Source organism: Alkanindiges illinoisensis, from assembly GCF_004377485.1.
In the GTDB taxonomy this organism is placed as follows: domain Bacteria; phylum Pseudomonadota; class Gammaproteobacteria; order Pseudomonadales; family Moraxellaceae; genus Alkanindiges; species Alkanindiges illinoisensis_A.
This window is the reverse complement of sequence record NZ_SNTY01000013.1, coordinates 41,074-60,220: the sequence shown is the minus strand read 5'-3', so window position 1 is coordinate 60,220 and position 19,147 is coordinate 41,074. Positions and strand designations below refer to the sequence as shown.

Sequence of the window (19,147 nt, the reverse complement as noted above, 5' to 3'; positions counted from 1 at the left end):
GTGCCGGGGGCTAACGGATTTATTGCGCTTTTCGCACTGAAAAACCGTCTGACAAAACACATTTTGCTTGGGTCTGACGCTATCTTTGTTGGACGACAGCGTTATAATGCGCCATCTTTTTTTGATGTTTAATTTTTTAAGGAGCTAAATCATGGCTATTGAACGTACTTTATCCATTGTTAAACCAGATGCTGTTAGCAAAAACCATATCGGCGATATTTTTAGCCGTTTTGAAAAAGCTGGCCTGAAAATCATTGCAACCAAAATGAAGCACCTGTCCCAGGCTGATGCTGAAGGCTTTTATGCTGAACACAAAGAGCGTGGCTTTTTTGGTGATCTGGTTAGCTTCATGACTTCTGGCCCAGTGGTTGTGTCTGTACTGGAAGGCGAAAACGCTGTACTGGCTCACCGCGACATTCTGGGTGCAACCAACCCTAAAGATGCAGCGCCAGGCACCATCCGTGCTGATTTCGCCACCAGCATTGATGAAAATGCTGCTCACGGTTCAGACTCTACCACTTCTGCTGAGCGTGAAATTGCTTACTTCTTTAACGATAACGAAATCTGCCCACGCACTCGTTAATCGTTCATTTTTGCAAGCCAGATAAGTGTTATGCTTGTCTGGTTTGTTTTTTATACAACATGACATTTGTGTCACGGTATCATTTTATCCATTGTCAAATCTGTAGCTATTATTGGCTGGCTATTGATTTCGTCTTAAAGATGACAGGTTATGCACATCGAATCCCCTGATTTACTTGCGCAAGCAGAACATATTTCTCTATCCCTGGCAGAACAGGAACAATCTGCTGTGGCTGCTTGCGCCAGTGAATTATCCGCCCAGTCTAAATCACATCAAACCAATCTGCTGGGCCTGTCGCGCCCGGAAATGGAACAGTTCTTTGAGGCAATGGGTGAAAAGAAATTTCGGGCTACGCAGGTACTCAAATGGATTCACCAGTTTGGCGTAACTGATTTTGACCAGATGACCAATCTGGCCGGTAAGCTGCGTGAAAAACTAAAAACCGTGGCCTATATTCAGGCACCGGAAGTGGTGCACAAGAATTTTTCCAAAGATGGTACGCGCAAATGGGTGTTCCGCGTGGGCGACGGGGCGGGTTCACTGGTTGAAACCGTACTGATTCCTGCTGATGACAAAACCGGCGCGCGCAAAACGCTGTGTATTTCGTCGCAAGTGGGCTGTGCGCTGGATTGCAGTTTTTGCAGTACGGGCAAGCAGGGTTTTCAGCGTGACCTGACCACGGCGGAAATTATTGGTCAGCTTTGGGTGGCGAATCAGTCCTATATGGAAGATGTGCCAGTGGGCGAGCGTACCCGTACCGTCACCAATGTGGTGATGATGGGCATGGGTGAGCCGTTACTGAACTTTGAACCGGTCGTATCGGCCATGCGCCTGATGCTGGATGACTTTGCCTATGGTATGTCCAAGCGCCGCGTAACTTTGTCGACTTCCGGTATTGTGCCGATGATTGACAAACTGGCGGAAGAAATTGATGTGGCGCTGGCTATTTCACTGCACGCACCCAATGATGAGCTACGCAATGAACTGGTTCCCATTAATAAAAAATATCCACTGGCTGAACTGATTCCGGCAGCACGCCGTTATATTTCTACCGATGGTGTGATTGATAGTGCCCGCAAGCATGTCACCATTGAGTATGTAATGCTTGAAGGCGTGAATGACCAGCCTGAACATGCCAAACAATTAATACAACTTTTACGCGATTTACCCAGTAAGATTAACCTCATTCCGTTTAACCCGTTTCCGCATGCACCGTATGGCCGCTCCAGCCGCAACCGGATTATGGCTTTTCAAAAGCAGCTGTCTGATGCCGGGTTTGTCTGTACTGTACGCACGACACGCGGTGATGATATTGATGCCGCTTGTGGGCAACTGGTAGGGCAGGTTGCAGACCGTACCCGTCGTGCTGAACGCTGGCAGAAAAAAGTGTTGCAGCAGCAGGGTGCATCCAAGAACGGGAATCACACTGAAATACTAAGAACACGAGGTTAAGGTGAGCGTTAAGCATAAACCCGTTATGACAATGACACATATCCGTGATGGACAACCAGTACATTTAGGGACTATCTGCGCACTGGCTTTAGGCGTGGCGCTGACATTAACAGGCTGCCAGACCACCCACAAATTAAAAGCCGATCCCAAGGCTGCTGTTGCTACCCGTACCGCACTGGCCGCAGAATATATTCGCAGTGGTGATCTGGATGCTGCCAAGCGCAATCTGGATGAAGCCCTGGAAACCGAACCCAGCTCGGTTGAAGCCAACAACATGATGGGGGTGCTATTGCAGCAGGAAGGCAGTCCTTCCAATGTGGCCAAGGCAGAAGCCTACTTTAAGCGTGCCATTTCGCTTGATCCCAAATATGCACAGGCACGCAACAACTATGGCGTATATCTAAGCGGTCGCAAGCGCTACCCCGAAGCCATTGCCCAGTTTCGTGAAGCGGGTGCCGCATTGGGTTATGAAGGGCGTACTGCGGCACTGGAAAATCTGGGTCGTACCTATTTACAGGTAAATGATTCCAAAAATGCGGAGAAAGCCTTTAAACAGGCATTGCAGGCCAACCGGGACTCAGTGATTGCCAAGCTGGAACTGGCTGAAATCTTCCTGCAGCGCAACCAGATAAAGGATGCCAGTGCGCTTTATAATGATTACCTGCGCCAGATTGGTTCACAAAAGCAGGGCGCACGTTCTTTATGGCTGGGAATCCGCATTGCCCGCGCAGAACGTGATACCATACGCATGAAAAATTTTATTAATCAACTTGGTGCGGACTATCCAGCCAGCACCGAGTATCAACGTTATCTTCAATTGCAACAAACTCCTGAGGCAGTATGGAAATAAACAGCAACCAGCAGCCATCATCAGGTACAGGTAACCTGAGTAATGCGCAGCGTCCTGGTGAATATTTGCGTCAATTGCGCAGCATACAAAAGCGTGAGCTGAGTGAGGTTGCCCGCGAATTAAACATGCCGGAACGCCAGTTGATTGCGCTGGAGGCTGATGACTACAAGTCGCTGCCGGAACCTGCATTTATCAAGGGTTATTTGCGGGCCTATGCTAAATTGCTGGGAGCCGATGCCAGCCACCTGATTCGCCGTTTTGATGAAATTTATACCAGCGATACCGGACTGCCAACCAACCATGCACTGGAAAACTCTCCCTTAAAAGCGCTGGGTCGTCTGCAGCGTGGCCGTCGTGAGCGTCTGGGCTGGCTCAAATGGATAGTGGGGGCACTGGTTATTATTGCTATCATCTGGCTGCTTTATGCAGGGATCAAGGCATGGCGTAACAACAAGTCGGCACAGCCTGCTGAACCAGTAGCCGCAGAAGTAAACTCCGTTTCCGTGGCAACAACCACGGCGCCTGCAGTCTTGCCAGTGCCGGCATCAGTACCAGCAACGGCATCCAGCAGTGAAGATCGCCTGAGCCTGAGCTTTAGCCATCCAGTCACTGTGTCCATTCATGATGCAACCGGCAAGAATCTGGCTTCTGGCCGTCAAACCCAGCCATTGACATTAACTGGACAATCGCCATTTAGCATTCGTCTGGATGATGCAGCTGCTGTAAGTTTAAGCTTTAATCAGGAACAGATTTCCCTGTCGCCCTATACCGTAAATGGCAAGGCTGAGTTCCGGTTATCGCGTTAACAGGTTTGGTTTAGCGTTTGTCCAGATTGTTGTTTGGCCTTCTCTTTAGAATTTTGACGGAAAACATAAAGAATGCACCACTCTCCGATTGTGCGTCGAACGACCCGTAAAATCCGCGTAGGATCAGTGTATGTGGGTGGTGATGCACCGATTACCGTGCAAACCATGACCAACACCGAAACCTGCGATGTGGCTGCCACGGTTGCGCAGATTAACCGCTGTGTGAATGCGGGTGCAGACATTGTGCGTGTGTCGGTGCCATCCATGCAGGCTGCAGAAGCATTTGGCCAAATTCGCAAACAGGTCGATGTGCCGCTGGTGGCTGACATTCATTTTGATCACCGGATTGCACTGGCTGTGGCTGACTATGGGGCGGACTGTCTGCGTATTAACCCCGGCAATATTGGCAACGAAGATAAGATACGTGAAGTGGTGGCTGCAGCGCGTCATCATGGCATTTCCATGCGCATTGGCGTCAATGCCGGGTCGCTGGAAAAAGATTTGCAGGTTAAATATGGCGAGCCAACCGGTGAAGCCCTGCTGGAATCAGCCATGCGCCATATTGATATTCTAGATCGCCTGAACTTCCATGAATTCAAGGTGAGCGTAAAGGCATCCAATGTGTTTTTGACACTGGATGCTTACCGTTTACTCTCAAAGCAAATTGATAATCCACTGCATCTGGGCGTAACCGAAGCGGGGGTGTTTCGTTCAGGAACAGTAAAATCTGCCATTGCATTGGGTGGGTTATTGCTGGAAGGCATTGGCGATACGCTACGGGTGTCGCTGGCCGCTGAACCGGAAGATGAAGTCAAGATTGGCTTTGATATTTTAAAATCCTTAAATATTCGTTCCAATGGAATTAACTTTATTGCCTGTCCGAGTTGCTCGCGGCAGGAGTTTGATGTCATCCGGGTCATGAATGCACTGGAAGAGCGGCTTGAAGATATCCGCACGCCGATGGATGTTTCCGTAATTGGTTGCAAGGTAAATGGGCCGGGTGAAGCCAAGGAAGCGGATATCGGCGTGGTGGGCGCCAGTCCGCGCTCACTGGTCTATATGAATGGTGAAAAAAGCCATTTGATTAACACTAATCAGCTGGTCAATGAAATTGAGGCAATGGTGCGTGCCAAAGTGGATGCGCTTGAAAAAGCCAAAGAAAAAGAGATTATTCGCGCTAAATGATAAAAGCGCCTTGAGTGGGTTATGAGTTCAATTGTAGCAATTAAAGGTTTTAACGATATTCTCCCTGCCCAAACGGCAGCGTGGCGTGCGCTGGAAGTTCAGCTTACAGGTTTGATGGATAGCTATGGCTACCAGCAAATTCGCTTGCCGATTGTTGAGCAAACCAATTTGTTCAAGCGTTCGATTGGTGATGCTACGGATATTGTTGAAAAGGAAATGTATACCTTTTTTGACAAGGGTGATCCACCGGATTCGCTGACCTTGCGTCCGGAAGGAACAGCAGGCTGTGTGCGTGCCATGCTGGAACATAATTTGCTGCGCGGTGCCGCACCACGGGTCTGGTACATTGGCCCCATGTTCCGTTATGAAAAACCGCAAAAGGGCCGCTATCGCCAGTTTCACCAGTTTGGTGTGGAAACCTTTGGCATTGCAACGCCGGACATTGATGCCGAACTGATCATGATGACGGCACGGTTGTGGCAGCGTCTGGGGGTAAGCGACAAGGTACAACTGGAACTCAACACCTTGGGCGAAAGCGATGAGCGGGCCCAGTATCGTCAAGCATTGGTAGATTATTTAACCGCGCACAAACCTCAGCTGGATGAAGATTCACAACGCCGTCTGGATACCAATCCGCTGCGTATTCTGGACAGTAAAAATGCCCAGACCCAGGCTATTCTGGAAAATGCGCCCAAGCTGCATGATTTTATGGGCGAAGAAACGCTGGCACATTTTGAACAGCTTAAACGCTATTTAACTGCGGCTGGCATTGAGTTTGTGATTAACCAGAAGCTGGTGCGTGGCCTCGACTATTACAACAAAACCGTGTTTGAGTGGACAACTACCCATTTGGGCGCGCAGGGTACAGTGTGTGCCGGTGGCCGCTATGATGGTCTGGTTGGACAGCTCAAAGGCAAGCCAGAGCAAAGTATGCCTGCAGTTGGCTTTGCTCTGGGAATGGAACGTTTGCTGTTATTGCTGGAGCAAACCAGTTGGGTTGTTAACACCACAGAATGTGACGTATTCCTGCTGGCTGATCCGGTGTGTCAGGGGCAGGCGTTGGTTCTTGCCGAGCAGCTACGCAGCCAGTGTGCCCAGCAAGGGGTGTTGCTGCGCCTAAAAACTGGTTCACAGGGCAGCCTGAAAAGCCAGATGAAAAAAGCCGACCAATCCGGTGCCAGGCTTGCCTTGATTCTGGGCGAGCGTGAAGCTGCCAGTCAGCAGATTGTGGCAAAAACACTGGCAACAGGTGAGCAAACCACTGTTTCATTAACGGATTTAAACCGCTATTTACTTGAACAATTACAACAATCGGCTACAGTAGAGCAATCTTCTTTATCCAACAATTCTTTCAGCAGTGATTCTTTTAACCCGCAGACAGGAAGCCCTAGATGAGTACCTATTTAAGTGATGAAGAACAAATTGATCGCTTTAAAGGCTTTCTGAAAACGTATGGCAATGCCATTGTCACTGGTATTCTGGTGGCGCTGATTATCTTTTTTGGCTGGCAATACTGGCAGAAGAAACAGGCAGTTGAGCGCTTTAATCTAGCGACCCAGTATCAGCAGGTGGTGGATTCCAGCAAGCGTCTGGCAGCTGCACCGGATAACCAGACTGCGCGTACTCAGTATTTCTCTCAGGCTGATGCACTGGTTAAAGCCAATGCAGATAGTGCGCAAGCTGTGCAAACCCATTTTTTAAGTGCCAAGATTGCAGCAGCCAAAGGCGATTATGCCATTGCTGAAAAACAGTTAATGGCGGCCACCAAGAGCAATGTCAAAGATGAAGGTTTAAAGCAGTTGGCATGGTTGCGTCTGGCTTATATGCAAATGGCGCAAGGCAAGCATGATGCTGCATTGAGCAGCCTTAAGCAGGTAAATGATGCTGCATTCCTGCCCAGTGCCAATGAAGCCAAAGGTGATATCTTGGTTCAGAAAAATGATCTGGCTGGCGCCAAAGCAGCTTATCAGACCGCCTGGGATGCACTGGCCAAGCGTGAAGAGCCACGTCAATTATTGCAGGTTAAACTGGAAAGTCTGGGTGTTCAGGTTCCTGAGCTAAAAATAGACGGTCCTATTCGTCCAGCCAGTGAAACCAGTTCTATTCCACCTGCTGCGCCAGCAGTACCCACAGCACAATCCGGTTCAGGAGCATAGGATCATGGCAAATCAAATGGCAGTGAGCAACCTGCGTAAACCCCTATTGCTAACGACTTGTATTGCAATGGCTGTCATGGCGGGCTGTAGCAAGGGACCCAAGGTTGAAGAGCACAAGCCCAGCAAACTGCCGAAAGTGGCACAGATGCAAACCCTAACGCCTGTATTTAAAGAAAGCGTTGGTGGTAGTGAAAAGTATGATCCATTGCGTCTGCAACTGGATGCCAGTAATCAGGCCATTTATGCCGTAAGCCGTAAGGGTGAAGTGGTTGCCTATGATTTAAAAGGTAAAAAAATCTGGGAAACCCGCCCACGCAAGAAAGACAAAAACCTGACCAGTGGTGTGACCGCCGCTGACGGGCTGGTTGTCGTGGGTTCGGGTAAAGGCTATTTGTATGGACTGGATGCCGCAACTGGTGCAGTAAAATGGCAGCGTCAATTGTCCGGTTCCATCTTGTCACCATCACTGATTCATAATGGCCGTGTTATTACCTATGCCAACGATGGTACGGTATTTGGCACTGATGCCAGCACAGGTGAAGCAGTATGGACATTTGATACTGCAACCGCGCCATTAAGTGTACGTGGTAATGCAGCACCGGTACTCAGCGATGACAATACTGTGGTCATGGCCAATAACAGTGGTTATGTGTATGGTATTGATGTACAAAGCGGCATTCCACGCTGGCAGCGCCGTGTGGCCGTGAGCGAAGGCCGTTCTGAGGTGCAGCGCCTGATTGATATTGATGGTGAACCAGTGATTGTTGACAATAATATGTTTACAGTCAGCTATCAGGGCCAGCTCACTGCTGTGAACCTGCAATCCCAGCGTGTGATGTGGGCACAGGACACCAGCAGCCTGCGTAGTCCGGCAGTAGGCAATGGTTTGGTTTATGTCGCCACTAGTGAAGGCCATATTCAGGCCTTTAATCAGGTGACTGGCGAAAAAGCCTGGGAACAAAATGCGCTGGCGTATCGCAAGCTGAGTAATCCGGTTGTGATTGGTCAGTACGTGGTGGTCGGTGATCTTGATGGCTACCTGCACCTGATTGACCCTAATACTGGCAATGTGCTGGGTCGTGTGCGCAGCAAGGGTGAAATTACCACCATTCGTGCAATTGATAACCGCCTGTACGTGGCAACCCGTACTGGCAACTTAAGTGTGTGGCAGGCCTCCTAATTCATGAAACCTGTTTTGGCCTTGATTGGCCGCCCCAATGTGGGCAAATCAACGTTATTCAATCAGATTACCAAAAGCCGTAATGCGCTGGTGGCGGATATTCCGGGGCTGACGCGTGACCGTCAGTATGGTGATGCCACCTATGAAAACAAGTCTTTCATTGTGGTGGATACCGGTGGTATTGGCGAAAGTGAGCAGGGCATTGATGCCTATATGGCCGAGCAGTCACGCACAGCCATTGAAGAGGCCGACATCATCCTGTTTGTGGTTGATGCGCGTGCTGGCTTATTGGCTTCTGATGAACAAATTGCGCGTGACCTGCGTGCACTGGGTAAAAAAGTGCATCTGGTGGCAAACAAGGTTGATGGCGTCCATGCTGAGGCAGCGGTCAGTGAATTCTTCAAGCTGGGCTTTGGCGAGCCGCATCATGTGGCCGCCAGTCATGGCCGTGGCGTACAGCAACTGCTGGAAGATGTGCTGGCTGAATTGCCGGAAGATGTGCCCATTGATGAGCAGGAACATATCAAGGGCTTGCGTCTGGCAGTCATTGGCCGTCCCAATGTCGGCAAGTCTACACTGGTCAATCGCCTGCTGGGTGAAGAACGGGTGGTGGTGTTTGACATGCCCGGCACTACACGCGACAGTATTTACATTCCTTATGAGCGGCAGGGAAGGCAATATACCCTGATTGATACTGCGGGTGTGCGTCGCCGTGGCCGTGTCAATGAGATGATTGAAAAGTTCTCGGTGGTTAAAACCCTGCAAGCCATCAAGGATGCGCATGTGGTGGTGGTGGTGCTGGATGCGCGCGAAGGAATTGTTGAGCAGGATTTACACCTGCTGGGCTTTGCACTGGAAGCTGGCCGTGCCGTAGTGATTGCCATTAACAAGTGGGATGGCATGACTGAGTATGACCGTGGTCAGGTCAAGGAAGCGGTAGAGCGCCGTTTTGACTTTATTCCGTGGGCAAAAATCCACTTGATTTCAGCATTGCATGGCACAGGCGTCGGTGATTTATATCCGTCCATTCATCGGGCCTATGACGCGGCGATGACCAAGATTCCCACGCCAAAACTAACTAAAATTCTGGAAGATGCTGTTGAGCAGCACCAGCCGCCCATGATCAGTGGCCGCCGAATCAAGCTGCGTTATGCCCACATGGGCGGCTTAAATCCGCCATTGATTGTGATTCACGGTAACCAGACTGATAAAGTCCCGGCTGACTATCGTCGCTATCTGGAAAACGTATTTCGCAAGGTTTTCAAGCTGGAAGGTACTCCCATTCAAATTGAATTCAAGGCAGGTATTAACCCGTTTGAAGGGCGCAAAAATCAGGTGGATGCCCGTGTTGCCGACCGCAAGCGGCGTTATGTACAAAAATTCAAAAAAATGGAAAAGAAACGTCGCTAATGCGGCGTTTTTTCTTTGTATGATCATAAGCTATTCCCTAGCAAGCAGGCAGCCTCATGCAATTTATATTAAAAGCCTTTCAGGAAATTGAGGGGCTAGGTGCTGCTTCCGGACTGGTTTATCAGCAGCCCCGCCTTTACCTGATTTCAGATTACAGCAGCTATTTGTATTGCTATGAGCTAGAACAGGGTCAGTTAAATAAAATTGCACTGTTTGCCGATAGCCGTGAATTTATTCCCAAGCCTGAAAAATTTGATTTTGAGGCTATTGTTGAATATGGCAATGCCTTGTTATTGTTAGGCTCAGGTTCTACCCCGCGCCGTAATTCGCTGGTACGCCATGATTTATCAGATTCCCAGGCAGATCAAGGCAGCACTGTAGCAACCCGGCAGTATGACCTGTCTGCGCTGTATGAAAAACTCAGGCAAACTGCCCAGCTAAACGATGATGAGCTTAATATTGAAGGGGCAATATACCATCAGTCCCAGTGGCTGTTGTTCCAGCGCGGTAATGGCGCACAAGCCCAAAATGGCATTTTTATCGTGCAGGGCAATCTTGTTTCGGATTTAAGTTTATCCGGCAACGATGTCCGGCCTGATGACACTATTCAGTCCAATAACATTGTTCAAGCTGTAGAATTTGTACCGCTGCAATTACCCGTTGTGAATCACGTGCCCAGCGGATTTACCGATGCGATTTTGGTAGGGGAAACCATTTATTTTCTGGCGTCCGCAGAAAACAGCAGTTCAACCTATCAGGATGGAGAGGTACTGGGCAGTTATATCGGCTGCATGGATTTAAATACAAAAACCATTCAGGACATGCAATTAATCAGTACTTGTCACAAATTTGAAGGCCTGACCCTGTATCAGCAAACGCCCCATAAGCTGGAATTTTTATTGTGTGAAGACAACGACACAGAACAGTTAAGCACCACCATTTACAAATTAACTTTGGCGCAGGATTAATGGCTGGCCTGTTTTTTTCTGATATAAAATTACAGAGCTACGATGCCAAATAGCCTGTTAATTCATCTTGCCTTGCGTCATATCCAGCCTGAAACTCTGGACCAGTTGCAGGTTAATGCAGCAGATCACAATAATTTAGCCACCCATCCGCAGCGCAGGGTAGAGCAGCTTGTCAGCCGGAGCTGGCGGCGGCAAATTCTAGCCACGCAGCTTGGTCAAACCCCTGAAAATTTATACTTTGCAAAAGATAGCTATGGTAAGCCTTATTTAGTTGATACCCCAAATTTGCAATTTAGTCAGTCGCATTGTATGCAGCAGTTTGCACTGGTGTTTAACCAGCAGCACATTCCTATTGGCGTGGATATTGAGGCCAGACAGCGGAGCATCAATCTGGCAGGATTGGCAAAACGCATCCTCACCGCAGCAGAAATGCAGGTCTTTACCCAGACTGCAAACCCACAGGCCTATTTATTAAAATGCTGGACAATTAAAGAAGCAGTAGTGAAGGCCAGCGGGTTGGGAATTCGCTTAAATCTGAATACGCTGGAAACAGACTATAGCGGCTCTGAAATTCAACTGAATGGTGCTGTGGCATATCAGGCTGCTATTGGTAAATGGGCATACCATTGTTTTGAAACAGCGGATTATTATTATACCGTGGCATGGCAATATCATTCAGCGCAGCAGGTGAGCTTTAACTGGCTTCCTGAGTAAGCCGAGTTTTAGCTTCCGGGAACACTCGTAGGCGCTAAAATCAGTATGCATTTAAAAAGCCTGCTGTTATATCAACCAGCAGGCTTTAGCGATTAACCCTTAAAACAGGATTAAGACAGCATTAATCAAGGTACAACGTCAGTTTCTTCAAATTCAGGCTTTACTTGAACTATAAAATCCTGACGGTTTAGACCACGCCACAGGGCATAGGAAGTCCCGATATAAATGGACGAGTAGGTACCAACAAACAAACCAACCAGCATTGCCACCGCAAACCAGAATAGGCCATCACCGCCTAAAAACAGCATGGCCAGATCCACCAGTAATACCGTAGTGACGGTCATGATAGTACGGCGCAGGGTTTCAGTGAGGGAAATATCCACCACTTCAATCGGGTCAGCGCCACGGATTTTACGGAAATTTTCACGAATCCGGTCTGATACCACGATACTGTCGTTGAGAGAATAACCAATCAGGGCCAGTACGGCTGCCAGTACAGTCAGATCAAATGGCCAGCCAAAAATGGCAAAAATACCTACAGTTACAATGGTATCGTGCAATAAACAGATGACAGCGCCCACCGCCAGCTTGAATTCAAAGCGGATGGTTACATACACCAGCATCAGGATCAGCGCTAGCGCGACTGCACCCACTGAGCGGATATACAGCTCGTTGCCCACCTGTGAACCGACTGCATCCACTTTTTGCACCGAGGCGGTGTTATTGGGGAGCTGTACTGCACGTGTTAGGCGCGCTGCAAGGTCTTCACCTTCCTGCGCAGGCATACGGATAATCAGATCACGCTGGGTGCCGAGAAATTGCACCACAGGTTCCTTAAAGCCTGCTTGCTCCAGTGCATGAATGACCTGCTTTTGCTCCACCGGCTGACTATAGTTGATTTCAGCCGAGATACCACCGGTAAAGTCCAGGCCAAAGTTTAGGCCCTTGGTGAAAATAAAACCAAGGCAGATCAGGCTAAACACCAGCGAGAAAATAGCAGCCGGTGTTTTAAAGCGCATAAAATGAATAACAGGTTCGTTACCACGACGGCCATACTCGCGCGGCTGATTGGTGGTTTCAGGAGCACTGTTTTGAGCAGTTGATTTTTTCATGGGTGTTCTCCTCAAATGCTCAAGTGGTCAATACGGCGTTTGCCATAGACCAGTTGTACAATACCGCGAGTGACCGTAATGGCGGTGAACATGGAGCAGACAATACCAATGGCCAGTGTAACCGCAAACCCTTTGATGGGTCCGCTACCAATGGCAAACAGGATAAAGGCGACCAGCAAGGTTGTTAAGTTAGAGTCAAAAATGGTGGTATAAGCCCGGTCATAACCCGCCACAATCGCCTGCTTGGGCGAGGCACCCCAGCGGATTTCCTCACGTATTCGCTCACAGATCAGTACGTTGGCATCTACCGCCATCCCAATGGTGAGTACAATACCCGCAATACCGGGTAGCGACAACGCTGCGCCAATCCAGGACATGACAGTGAGAATCATGGCAAGGTTCATAAACAGCGCAAAGTTGGCAATTAAACCGAACACGCGGTAGAACACAATCATGAACAGGGCAACCAGCACAAAACCAACCTGGGTCGATAAAATCCCCTTGTCGATATTGTCCTGACCCAGGCTTGGGCCAACAGTACGTTCTTCTACAAAATACATGGGCGCAGCCAGTGCACCGGCACGCAGCAATAGTGCAAGCTCAGAGGCTTCCTGTGGCGTGCCAACGCCGGTAATACGGAATTGCGACCCTAATACTGCCTGAATGGTGGCACGGTTAATCACCACACTTTCGGTATACGGGGTACGGGTTTCTACCGTTTTACCTGTGACAGGATCAGTGACGTAACTTACCCGCTGCTTGTTTTCAATAAACAGCACGGCCATTTGCTTGCCCACCGCATTACGGGTGGCATCGGCCATCAGCTTGCCGCCTGCGGTATCTAGCGTGATGTTCACTTCAGGCTGGTTGTTTTCATCATAGCCACTCATGGCATTTTGCACACGCTCACCGGTAACAATGCGCTGGCGTTTAAGCAAAATGGTGGGACCATCCAGTTTTTCAAACGGGAAAGCCTGAGTACCAGCAGGCACTGGTCCACCGGCATAGGTGTCTGCCTGTTCAGATACCAGACGGAACTCAAGATTGGCGGTGCGGCCCAGTACGCGCTTGGCTTCAGCCGTGTCCTGTACCCCCGGCAAGTCCACCACAATGCGGTTGCTGCCCTGACTTTGTACCAGGGCTTCAGCCACGCCCAACTCGTTAATACGGTTGCGCAGGGTGGTTAAGTTCTGGTTCACCGCGTACTGGTTGATTTCCTGCAAGCGTGCTTCGGTGTATTTTAATTGCAGGATCGGGCCATCAGTGGAGGCCAGCGACTGAATACTAAAATCATTGCTCTGGCGGCGCAGTACACTCACCGCATTATCACGGTCTGTGGTATTGGCGAAGCTCACCACAATGTTGTCTTTGTTTTGGCGCACACCGTTAAAGTTGACCTTGTTGTCACGCAGGTTGCGGCGAATGTCTGCGGTGGCAGTTTCAAGCCGTTGCTCCAGCGCCTTGCTCATGTCCACTTCCAGCAGGAAATGTACCCCACCGCGCAAGTCCAGCCCCAGCTTCATGGGTTTGGCGCCAATGGCCTGTAGCCATGCTGGTGTGGTCGGTGCAAGGTTTAAGGCCACCACGTAGTTTTCACCCAGCTCACGGCGCAATACTTCCTGTGCCTTAAGCTGGTCTTCACTGGTACGCACGCGAAGCAGCGCTGCATTCTGGCCAAAACTGCCGTCATGAGTTGCAATACTGGCGCTTTTTAGGATTTGTTCTGCACGGGTTAATACCGTTTGGTCGATCTGGCTTCCTGCCTTGGCGCCTGAAATCTGAACCGCTGGCTCGTCAGGATAGAGACTGGGCAGGGCATATAATGTACTGATCACCAGAACAAAAAGGATCAGTACATATTTCCACGCTGGATAACGCATTTGAATTCTACTTAATGAAAAAAGGGATTGCGAAACCAATCCCTATAAAATTACAGACTGTTGAGGGTGCCTTCTGGCAATACGGAAATGACCGCAGCTTTTTGAATTTTCACTTCATTGCCACGGTTGAGTTCAACCACCGCATAGTCCCCTTCTACCTTGGTAATGCGGCCCATTAATCCACCGGCAAATACCACTTCACTGCCTACGCTGACACTGTCAACCATGGCGCGGTGTTCCTTGGTGCGCTTGGCTTGTGGACGCCAGATCAGGAAATAGAAAATCAGGATAAAACCAACCATCATCAGGATGGATGGCAGCGGACTTTGCTGGCCAGCCGCAGGGGCAGCCGCGTAGGCTGTGGAAATAAATAAACTCATTAACGAACCCTTCAAGCAGTGACAAAGTTAACTTCTGCCACGAATAAAAATACAACGAATACTGGTGCTGCAATTTACCTTGTCTGGACTTTTGACGCAAATGGTTCAGACCTAAGGCATCATTTATTCACAAAAAAGTGGACTGATTCTCATCTCGGCTCGCGATGCTTAAAAAGAACCATAGCGTTAGCAAAAGGCTTATATCAAGCTGTTGTTGTCAAAGATTTTTCGCGCTACGAAATGAGGAAAATCCCGAAGGAGTCAGTATGGCATCCAGCGGTTGATCCCACGGCTGCCGCTTAAGATACTCAACTTGCTGGAAGTCATAGGCCAGCCCTAACCGGTACGCCTTGTGCTTCTTCCATAAGGTGCGGTCATAGTAGCCGCCGCCCATTCCGACTCGCGAGCCATGCTGGTCAAAAGCCAGTAGCGGCATAATCAGCAAATTCAAGCGGTTAACGCTAATACCGCGTTGCCGGGGTTCATGCATGCCTAGTCGATGAATGGAAAAACGCCGGTTTTGCCACTGCTGGCGATTGATGCACACCCATTGCAGTTTCTGGTCAACATTACGGATTTGCGGCAGGTAAATGTTTTTCTGTTGCTTTAAGCCCAGTTTAATAATGGCTTGAGTGGGGACTTCACCAAAGGCGCTCAGGTAAATACCAATATGGCGCGCTTGCCGGAATACTGCCTGCCTGTGCAGACGCTGAGCCACCTTGCGGCCTGCCTGCTGCCGGATGCGCTGGGGTAAAGCACGGCGCTGCTTGCGTAATTGCTGGCGTAAAAGCTTAAGCTGTTCTGGGGTCATGTGTTGATTGTCTTGGGTTTTGACTATATTAGACTTCTTTCATAAGTTGTACCAACTCGCCTTCGACAGGCTCAGGCAGCGTTGGTTGAGCTTGTCGAAACCAGACTTATGCAAGAGATCTATTGGATTCTGACTATCTTGCATACTGATTATATTGAGTCCTGCTTGGGTTCAGGAATAGCGTCATTTAAAGCCTGCAAAATGGGACAATCGGCATTTGTAGAATGTTCACACTCATCAATCCAGGTGCTGAGGCGATGTTGCAAATGTTGCAGCTCATCAATACGGTGCTGGATTTCATGCAGGCGATTTTTAATGACTTCACGCACGCGCTGCTTGTCCTGCATGCCATCCAGTGCCAGCAACTCTGCAATTTCATTAAGTTGCAAGCCAGCCTGTTTGGCCCGTTTAATAAATAACAGGCGCTCAAGATCATTTTCCTGATAGTAGCGATAAGCCTGGGTACTTTCAGGAATTCGCAGTAGGCCAATGCGCTGGTAATAACGGATGGTTTCATTGGAAACCCCGGCTTGTTTGGCCAGTTTGCCAATGGTGAGCATGGAAATTGCTCCTTCATGATTGAGTAAAAATGACTTATTAACAAAAATTGCTGCTGTCAAAATATGCTTACAAAGCAGACTTGACTCTGTACCTGAGTACAGGGTTTATCGTGTTTGGCAAGAAATGTCAAATCAGGTTATTTATCATGAATCATACTGAACCAGACCATTCAGACCACAATACTGAGCATTCTTGCTGTGGTACAAAGCAAAAAAAATCTGTACAGGCAGCACAGTCTCCCATACAGCAGCCTGATCATCAGGCTGCACAGCTGCTTAGCCGTCAAGATCATCATCATGGCGTGCAACCCAACAAACACAGTTGCTGTGGTGGACACTCTAAAGCAACTACAGAAAACCACACGGGTTCAGAAAAAGAGAGATCCGCCATTGATCCGGTGTGCGGCATGACAGTCAGCACGACCAGCCAATGGCACACGGATTATCAGCATCAGCCTTATTATTTTTGCCGGGAAGACTGTTTAACCAAATTTCAGGCCAACCCGCAACAGTATTTACAGCCAAAAGCCGAAGAACCATTACCAACTGGTGCAGCAGACATGTTGTACACCTGTCCCATGGACCCGGAAATTGTGCAAAAAGGGCCGGGCACCTGTCCCATTTGTGGCATGGCGCTGGAACCCATGCAGCCCAGTTTAAGCGATGAGGTATCGCCGGAACTGGTGGATTTTAGCCGTCGTTTTTACTGGACCTTGCCACTATCTATCGTGGTGATGGCACTGGCCATGCTGGGGCACCAGATTGCAGGGCTATCTGCAACGGTACGCAGTGGACTGGAATTACTGCTCAGCCTGCCAGTGATCCTATGGGCAGGCTGGCCAATTTTGCAGCGCTGTTTTGCTTCCTTAAAAACCCGCCATTTAAATATGTGGACGCTGATTGGCATTGGTGTGAGCGCTTCATTTGTATACAGCGTGGTGGCCACGCTTGCCCCGCAAATCTTTCCGCAATCATTTTATATGCATGGCCGGGTAGGGGTGTATTTTGAAGCGGCCTGCATGATTGTATCACTCACCTTATTTGGACAGATTCTGGAGCTTAAAGCCCGCTCCAAAACGTCCAGCGCATTAAAAAGCCTGCTGGGTTTACAGGCCAGTACGGCATGGCGGGTGCAGGATGGGCAGACACAGGAAATCCCGCTGGAACAGGTACAGGTGGGTGACCAGTTGCGTATCCGGCCCGGTGATAAAATTCCGGTAGATGGCATGGTGCTGGAAGGTTCCACCACGATTGATGAATCCATGCTGACCGGTGAGCCCATGCCCGTTAAAAAACAGACGGGTGACCGGGTGATTGGTGCCACTATCAATGGTAGTGGCAGCATCCTGATGGCAGCACAGCATATTGGGCAGGACAGCATGCTGGCGCAAATTGTACGGCTGGTGGCCGATGCCCAGCGCTCGCGTGCGCCCATGCAGCGGATTGCCGACAAGGTAGCCGGTGGTTTTGTGCTGGTAGTGCTGGCCATTGCAGTGCTGACGTTTGCAGTCTGGGCGTTGCTTGGCCCGGCGCCGCAATTAAGCTATGCCTTGCTCAATAGTGTGGCGGTGCTGATTATTGCCTGCCCTTGCGCATTGGGCTTGGCAACACCCATGTCGGTTATGGCTGCAACTGGGCGGGCAGCAACCAGCGGGGTGCTGTTTAGTAATGCCGAGGCCATTGAGCAGCTACGGCAAGTGACCACGGTAGTGATTGATAAAACCGGCACCTTAACCGAAGGACGGCCAGTATTGAATCGCCTGATTGCCAAGACTGAACAGTTTGCTCATGACGAATTGCTGGGCATGCTGGTGTCACTGGAGCAGGGCAGTGAACACCCGCTGGCGCGTGCCATTTTGCAAGCTGCGCAGCATGAAAATATCAGCCTGCAAGCGGTACAGGATTTTGATTCCTCCTCCGGGATTGGTGTACAAGCTACGCTTAATGATCACCAGCTATTGGCCGGCAGTGAAAGCTGGCTAAAGCAGGCTGGTATTATGCTTGACAGTGCCACCCAACGCCAGGCTGAACAATTGCGTCATCAGGGTGAAATTATTTTGTACTTTGCCATTGATGGACAACTGGCTGCTTTGGTCAGTGTCAATGATCCCATCAAGGCCACCACCGCACAGGCTTTAGCATTCTTAAAAGCACAAAACCTTGAGGTGATTATGGCCACGGGCGATAGTCAGGCCAGTGCCAATGTCGTGGCCAATACGTTGCAAATTAGCAAAGCCTATGGCGACATGACCCCGCAAAATAAGGCTGAGCTGATCAAGACATTGCAACAGCAAGGCAAGGTGGTGGCGATGGCCGGTGATGGTATTAATGACGCGCCTGCACTGGCAGCCGCAACAGTGGGAATTGCCATGGGTACCGGCACTGACATTGCCATGCAAAGTGCCAGTGTGACACTGGTCAAAGGTGACTTGTATGGCATTGCGCGGGCTTATCGTTTGTCACAGGCCACGGTGAAAAACATGAAGCAAAACCTTGCCTTTTCCCTGCTGTATAATGCGATTGGCGTACCGGTGGCTGCCGGGGTGCTTTATCCACTATTTGGCATTTTGCTCACGCCCATGATGGCCGCACTGGCCATGTCGCTCAGCTCGGTATCGGTGGTAATGAATGCCTTGCGGCTGAGCAAGTTCAACGTGGATTAATGATTAGCAAGGCCATTACCTACCTTACTAATTGGTATGTAGTCGTAAACAATAAAATTGCTATTGCTACATATATGCCTGTTTTCTTAAAAGCAAAATTAGGCTCATTTTATCCACTCAATATGTTGGACAGCAGGAATGGTCTCTACAATTTCCTGCACCTGCTGCCAGACCTGTTGAGAGTTTAGTGTAGTGGATTGTTTTTTAAAAAGTTGCTGAAAACGCTGCAGCAATGTCTTTTCAGCCACCAAAAAGATCGTCCATTCCGTGGTAGAGCCTTCAATATTCCCGCAACCTAGCCACAACATGGCTGGTTGACGGGCAAGCATAATGACCCAGCCAAAATCCTTAGCAGTAATCACCAAGCAGCCATTGACCAAACTCTCAGCGGCTTCACTGTACAAGTGTCAATGTGGCAGCAAACAAGGCGTGCTTTA

17 protein-coding genes and 1 pseudogene are annotated in these 19,147 nt (G+C 49.4%); 12 read left to right on the top strand and 6 right to left on the bottom strand.

The genetic code is table 11. The annotated features are described in order from the left end of the window. The first annotated feature begins 151 nt into the window (after nucleotides 1-151). The 11 genes and pseudogenes from ndk (at nucleotide 152) to E2B99_RS03865 (ending at nucleotide 11,304) form a co-directional block, all read left to right on the top strand. Nucleotides 152-583 carry a nucleoside-diphosphate kinase gene (ndk, locus tag E2B99_RS03915; RefSeq protein WP_134243669.1) on the top strand — a complete coding sequence of 144 codons (432 nt, stop codon included), beginning with the start codon at nucleotides 152-154 and terminating at the stop codon, nucleotides 581-583. 150 nt (nucleotides 584-733) lie between these two features. Then, nucleotides 734-2,035, top strand: a complete 1,302-nt coding sequence (gene rlmN, locus E2B99_RS03910; protein ID WP_134243668.1) for a 23S rRNA (adenine(2503)-C(2))-methyltransferase RlmN — start codon at nucleotides 734-736, stop codon at nucleotides 2,033-2,035. 31 nt (nucleotides 2,036-2,066) lie between these two features. After that, nucleotides 2,067-2,885 (top strand): type IV pilus biogenesis/stability protein PilW, encoded by an 819-nt coding sequence (gene pilW, locus E2B99_RS03905; RefSeq protein WP_134243683.1) that lies wholly within the window; start codon nucleotides 2,067-2,069, stop codon nucleotides 2,883-2,885. After that, nucleotides 2,876-3,691 (top strand): helix-turn-helix domain-containing protein, encoded by an 816-nt coding sequence (locus E2B99_RS03900; protein ID WP_134243667.1) that lies wholly within the window; start codon nucleotides 2,876-2,878, stop codon nucleotides 3,689-3,691. The genes pilW and E2B99_RS03900 overlap by 10 nt, the downstream gene beginning before the upstream one ends. Nucleotides 3,692-3,763: 72 nt before the next feature. Continuing rightward, nucleotides 3,764-4,876, top strand: coding sequence for a flavodoxin-dependent (E)-4-hydroxy-3-methylbut-2-enyl-diphosphate synthase (ispG, locus tag E2B99_RS03895; protein ID WP_134243666.1), 1,113 nt, complete (start codon nucleotides 3,764-3,766; stop codon nucleotides 4,874-4,876). Between the two features lie 21 nt (nucleotides 4,877-4,897). Further along, nucleotides 4,898-6,178: pseudogene (gene hisS / locus E2B99_RS03890) on the top strand (histidine--tRNA ligase); the annotation flags it as partial. Between the two features lie 89 nt (nucleotides 6,179-6,267). Then, nucleotides 6,268-7,032, top strand: a complete 765-nt coding sequence (locus tag E2B99_RS03885; RefSeq protein ID WP_134243664.1) for a YfgM family protein — start codon at nucleotides 6,268-6,270, stop codon at nucleotides 7,030-7,032. A 16-nt stretch (nucleotides 7,033-7,048) separates the two neighbouring features. Then, the gene (bamB, locus tag E2B99_RS03880; protein WP_134243682.1) at nucleotides 7,049-8,212 is read left to right on the top strand and encodes an outer membrane protein assembly factor BamB; all 1,164 of its coding nucleotides are present in this window, start codon (nucleotides 7,049-7,051) and stop codon (nucleotides 8,210-8,212) included. Between the two features lie 3 nt (nucleotides 8,213-8,215). Continuing rightward, a complete protein-coding gene (der, locus tag E2B99_RS03875) occupies nucleotides 8,216-9,622 on the top strand; it encodes a ribosome biogenesis GTPase Der (protein WP_134243663.1) in 1,407 nt (468 codons plus the stop codon). A 56-nt stretch (nucleotides 9,623-9,678) separates the two neighbouring features. Beyond that, nucleotides 9,679-10,590, top strand: coding sequence for a DUF6929 family protein (locus E2B99_RS03870; RefSeq protein ID WP_134243662.1), 912 nt, complete (start codon nucleotides 9,679-9,681; stop codon nucleotides 10,588-10,590). A gap of 42 nt (nucleotides 10,591-10,632) precedes the next feature. Beyond that, complete coding sequence (locus tag E2B99_RS03865; protein WP_134243661.1) at nucleotides 10,633-11,304, top strand: 4'-phosphopantetheinyl transferase family protein; 672 nt, start codon at nucleotides 10,633-10,635, stop codon at nucleotides 11,302-11,304. 125 nt (nucleotides 11,305-11,429) lie between these two features. Here the strand turns inward: E2B99_RS03865 and secF are convergent, their stop codons facing one another. The 5 genes from secF to E2B99_RS03840 all read right to left on the bottom strand — a co-directional run bounded on the left by secF (nucleotide 11,430) and on the right by E2B99_RS03840 (nucleotide 16,047). Further along, a complete protein-coding gene (secF, locus tag E2B99_RS03860) occupies nucleotides 11,430-12,416 on the bottom strand; it encodes a protein translocase subunit SecF (protein WP_134243660.1) in 987 nt (328 codons plus the stop codon). A gap of 11 nt (nucleotides 12,417-12,427) precedes the next feature. After that, on the bottom strand, nucleotides 12,428-14,296 hold the full coding sequence (secD, locus tag E2B99_RS03855; protein ID WP_134243659.1) for a protein translocase subunit SecD: 1,869 nt from the start codon (nucleotides 14,294-14,296) through the stop codon (nucleotides 12,428-12,430). A gap of 50 nt (nucleotides 14,297-14,346) precedes the next feature. After that, entirely contained in the window at nucleotides 14,347-14,676 is a 330-nt protein-coding gene (gene yajC / locus E2B99_RS03850; RefSeq protein ID WP_026469851.1) for a preprotein translocase subunit YajC, read from the bottom strand. Between the two features lie 217 nt (nucleotides 14,677-14,893). Beyond that, on the bottom strand, nucleotides 14,894-15,487 hold the full coding sequence (locus tag E2B99_RS03845; RefSeq protein WP_134243658.1) for a 5-formyltetrahydrofolate cyclo-ligase: 594 nt from the start codon (nucleotides 15,485-15,487) through the stop codon (nucleotides 14,894-14,896). A gap of 149 nt (nucleotides 15,488-15,636) precedes the next feature. After that, nucleotides 15,637-16,047, bottom strand: a complete 411-nt coding sequence (locus E2B99_RS03840; RefSeq protein ID WP_134243657.1) for a heavy metal-responsive transcriptional regulator — start codon at nucleotides 16,045-16,047, stop codon at nucleotides 15,637-15,639. 146 nt (nucleotides 16,048-16,193) lie between these two features. Here E2B99_RS03840 and E2B99_RS03835 point away from each other — a divergent pair, with 146 nt between their 5' ends. Then, nucleotides 16,194-18,710 carry a heavy metal translocating P-type ATPase gene (locus tag E2B99_RS03835; protein WP_134243656.1) on the top strand — a complete coding sequence of 839 codons (2,517 nt, stop codon included), beginning with the start codon at nucleotides 16,194-16,196 and terminating at the stop codon, nucleotides 18,708-18,710. Between the two features lie 104 nt (nucleotides 18,711-18,814). Here E2B99_RS03835 and E2B99_RS03830 read toward each other — a convergent pair whose 3' ends face one another. After that, nucleotides 18,815-19,072 (bottom strand): hypothetical protein, encoded by a 258-nt coding sequence (locus E2B99_RS03830; RefSeq protein WP_134243655.1) that lies wholly within the window; start codon nucleotides 19,070-19,072, stop codon nucleotides 18,815-18,817. Between the last annotated feature and the right edge of the window lie 75 nt (nucleotides 19,073-19,147).

Bases quoted from the DNA above. Each gene is read 5' to 3' on its own strand.
- secF (WP_134243660.1), bottom strand. From the start codon at position 12,416: ATGAAAAAATCAACTGCTCAAAACAGTGCTCCTGAAACCACCAATCAG.
- ispG (WP_134243666.1), top strand. From the start codon at position 3,764: ATGCACCACTCTCCGATTGTGCGTCGAACGACCCGTAAAATCCGCGTA.
- secD (WP_134243659.1), bottom strand. From the start codon at position 14,296: ATGCGTTATCCAGCGTGGAAATATGTACTGATCCTTTTTGTTCTGGTG.
- E2B99_RS03835 (WP_134243656.1), top strand. From the start codon at position 16,194: ATGAATCATACTGAACCAGACCATTCAGACCACAATACTGAGCATTCT.
- E2B99_RS03845 (WP_134243658.1), bottom strand. From the start codon at position 15,487: ATGACCCCAGAACAGCTTAAGCTTTTACGCCAGCAATTACGCAAGCAG.
- E2B99_RS03885 (WP_134243664.1), top strand. From the start codon at position 6,268: ATGAGTACCTATTTAAGTGATGAAGAACAAATTGATCGCTTTAAAGGC.
- der (WP_134243663.1), top strand. From the start codon at position 8,216: ATGAAACCTGTTTTGGCCTTGATTGGCCGCCCCAATGTGGGCAAATCA.
- yajC (WP_026469851.1), bottom strand. From the start codon at position 14,676: ATGAGTTTATTTATTTCCACAGCCTACGCGGCTGCCCCTGCGGCTGGC.
- E2B99_RS03865 (WP_134243661.1), top strand. From the start codon at position 10,633: ATGCCAAATAGCCTGTTAATTCATCTTGCCTTGCGTCATATCCAGCCT.
- pilW (WP_134243683.1), top strand. From the start codon at position 2,067: ATGACACATATCCGTGATGGACAACCAGTACATTTAGGGACTATCTGC.
- E2B99_RS03870 (WP_134243662.1), top strand. From the start codon at position 9,679: ATGCAATTTATATTAAAAGCCTTTCAGGAAATTGAGGGGCTAGGTGCT.
- bamB (WP_134243682.1), top strand. From the start codon at position 7,049: ATGGCAGTGAGCAACCTGCGTAAACCCCTATTGCTAACGACTTGTATT.
- rlmN (WP_134243668.1), top strand. From the start codon at position 734: ATGCACATCGAATCCCCTGATTTACTTGCGCAAGCAGAACATATTTCT.
- E2B99_RS03840 (WP_134243657.1), bottom strand. From the start codon at position 16,047: ATGCTCACCATTGGCAAACTGGCCAAACAAGCCGGGGTTTCCAATGAA.
- E2B99_RS03900 (WP_134243667.1), top strand. From the start codon at position 2,876: ATGGAAATAAACAGCAACCAGCAGCCATCATCAGGTACAGGTAACCTG.
- ndk (WP_134243669.1), top strand. From the start codon at position 152: ATGGCTATTGAACGTACTTTATCCATTGTTAAACCAGATGCTGTTAGC.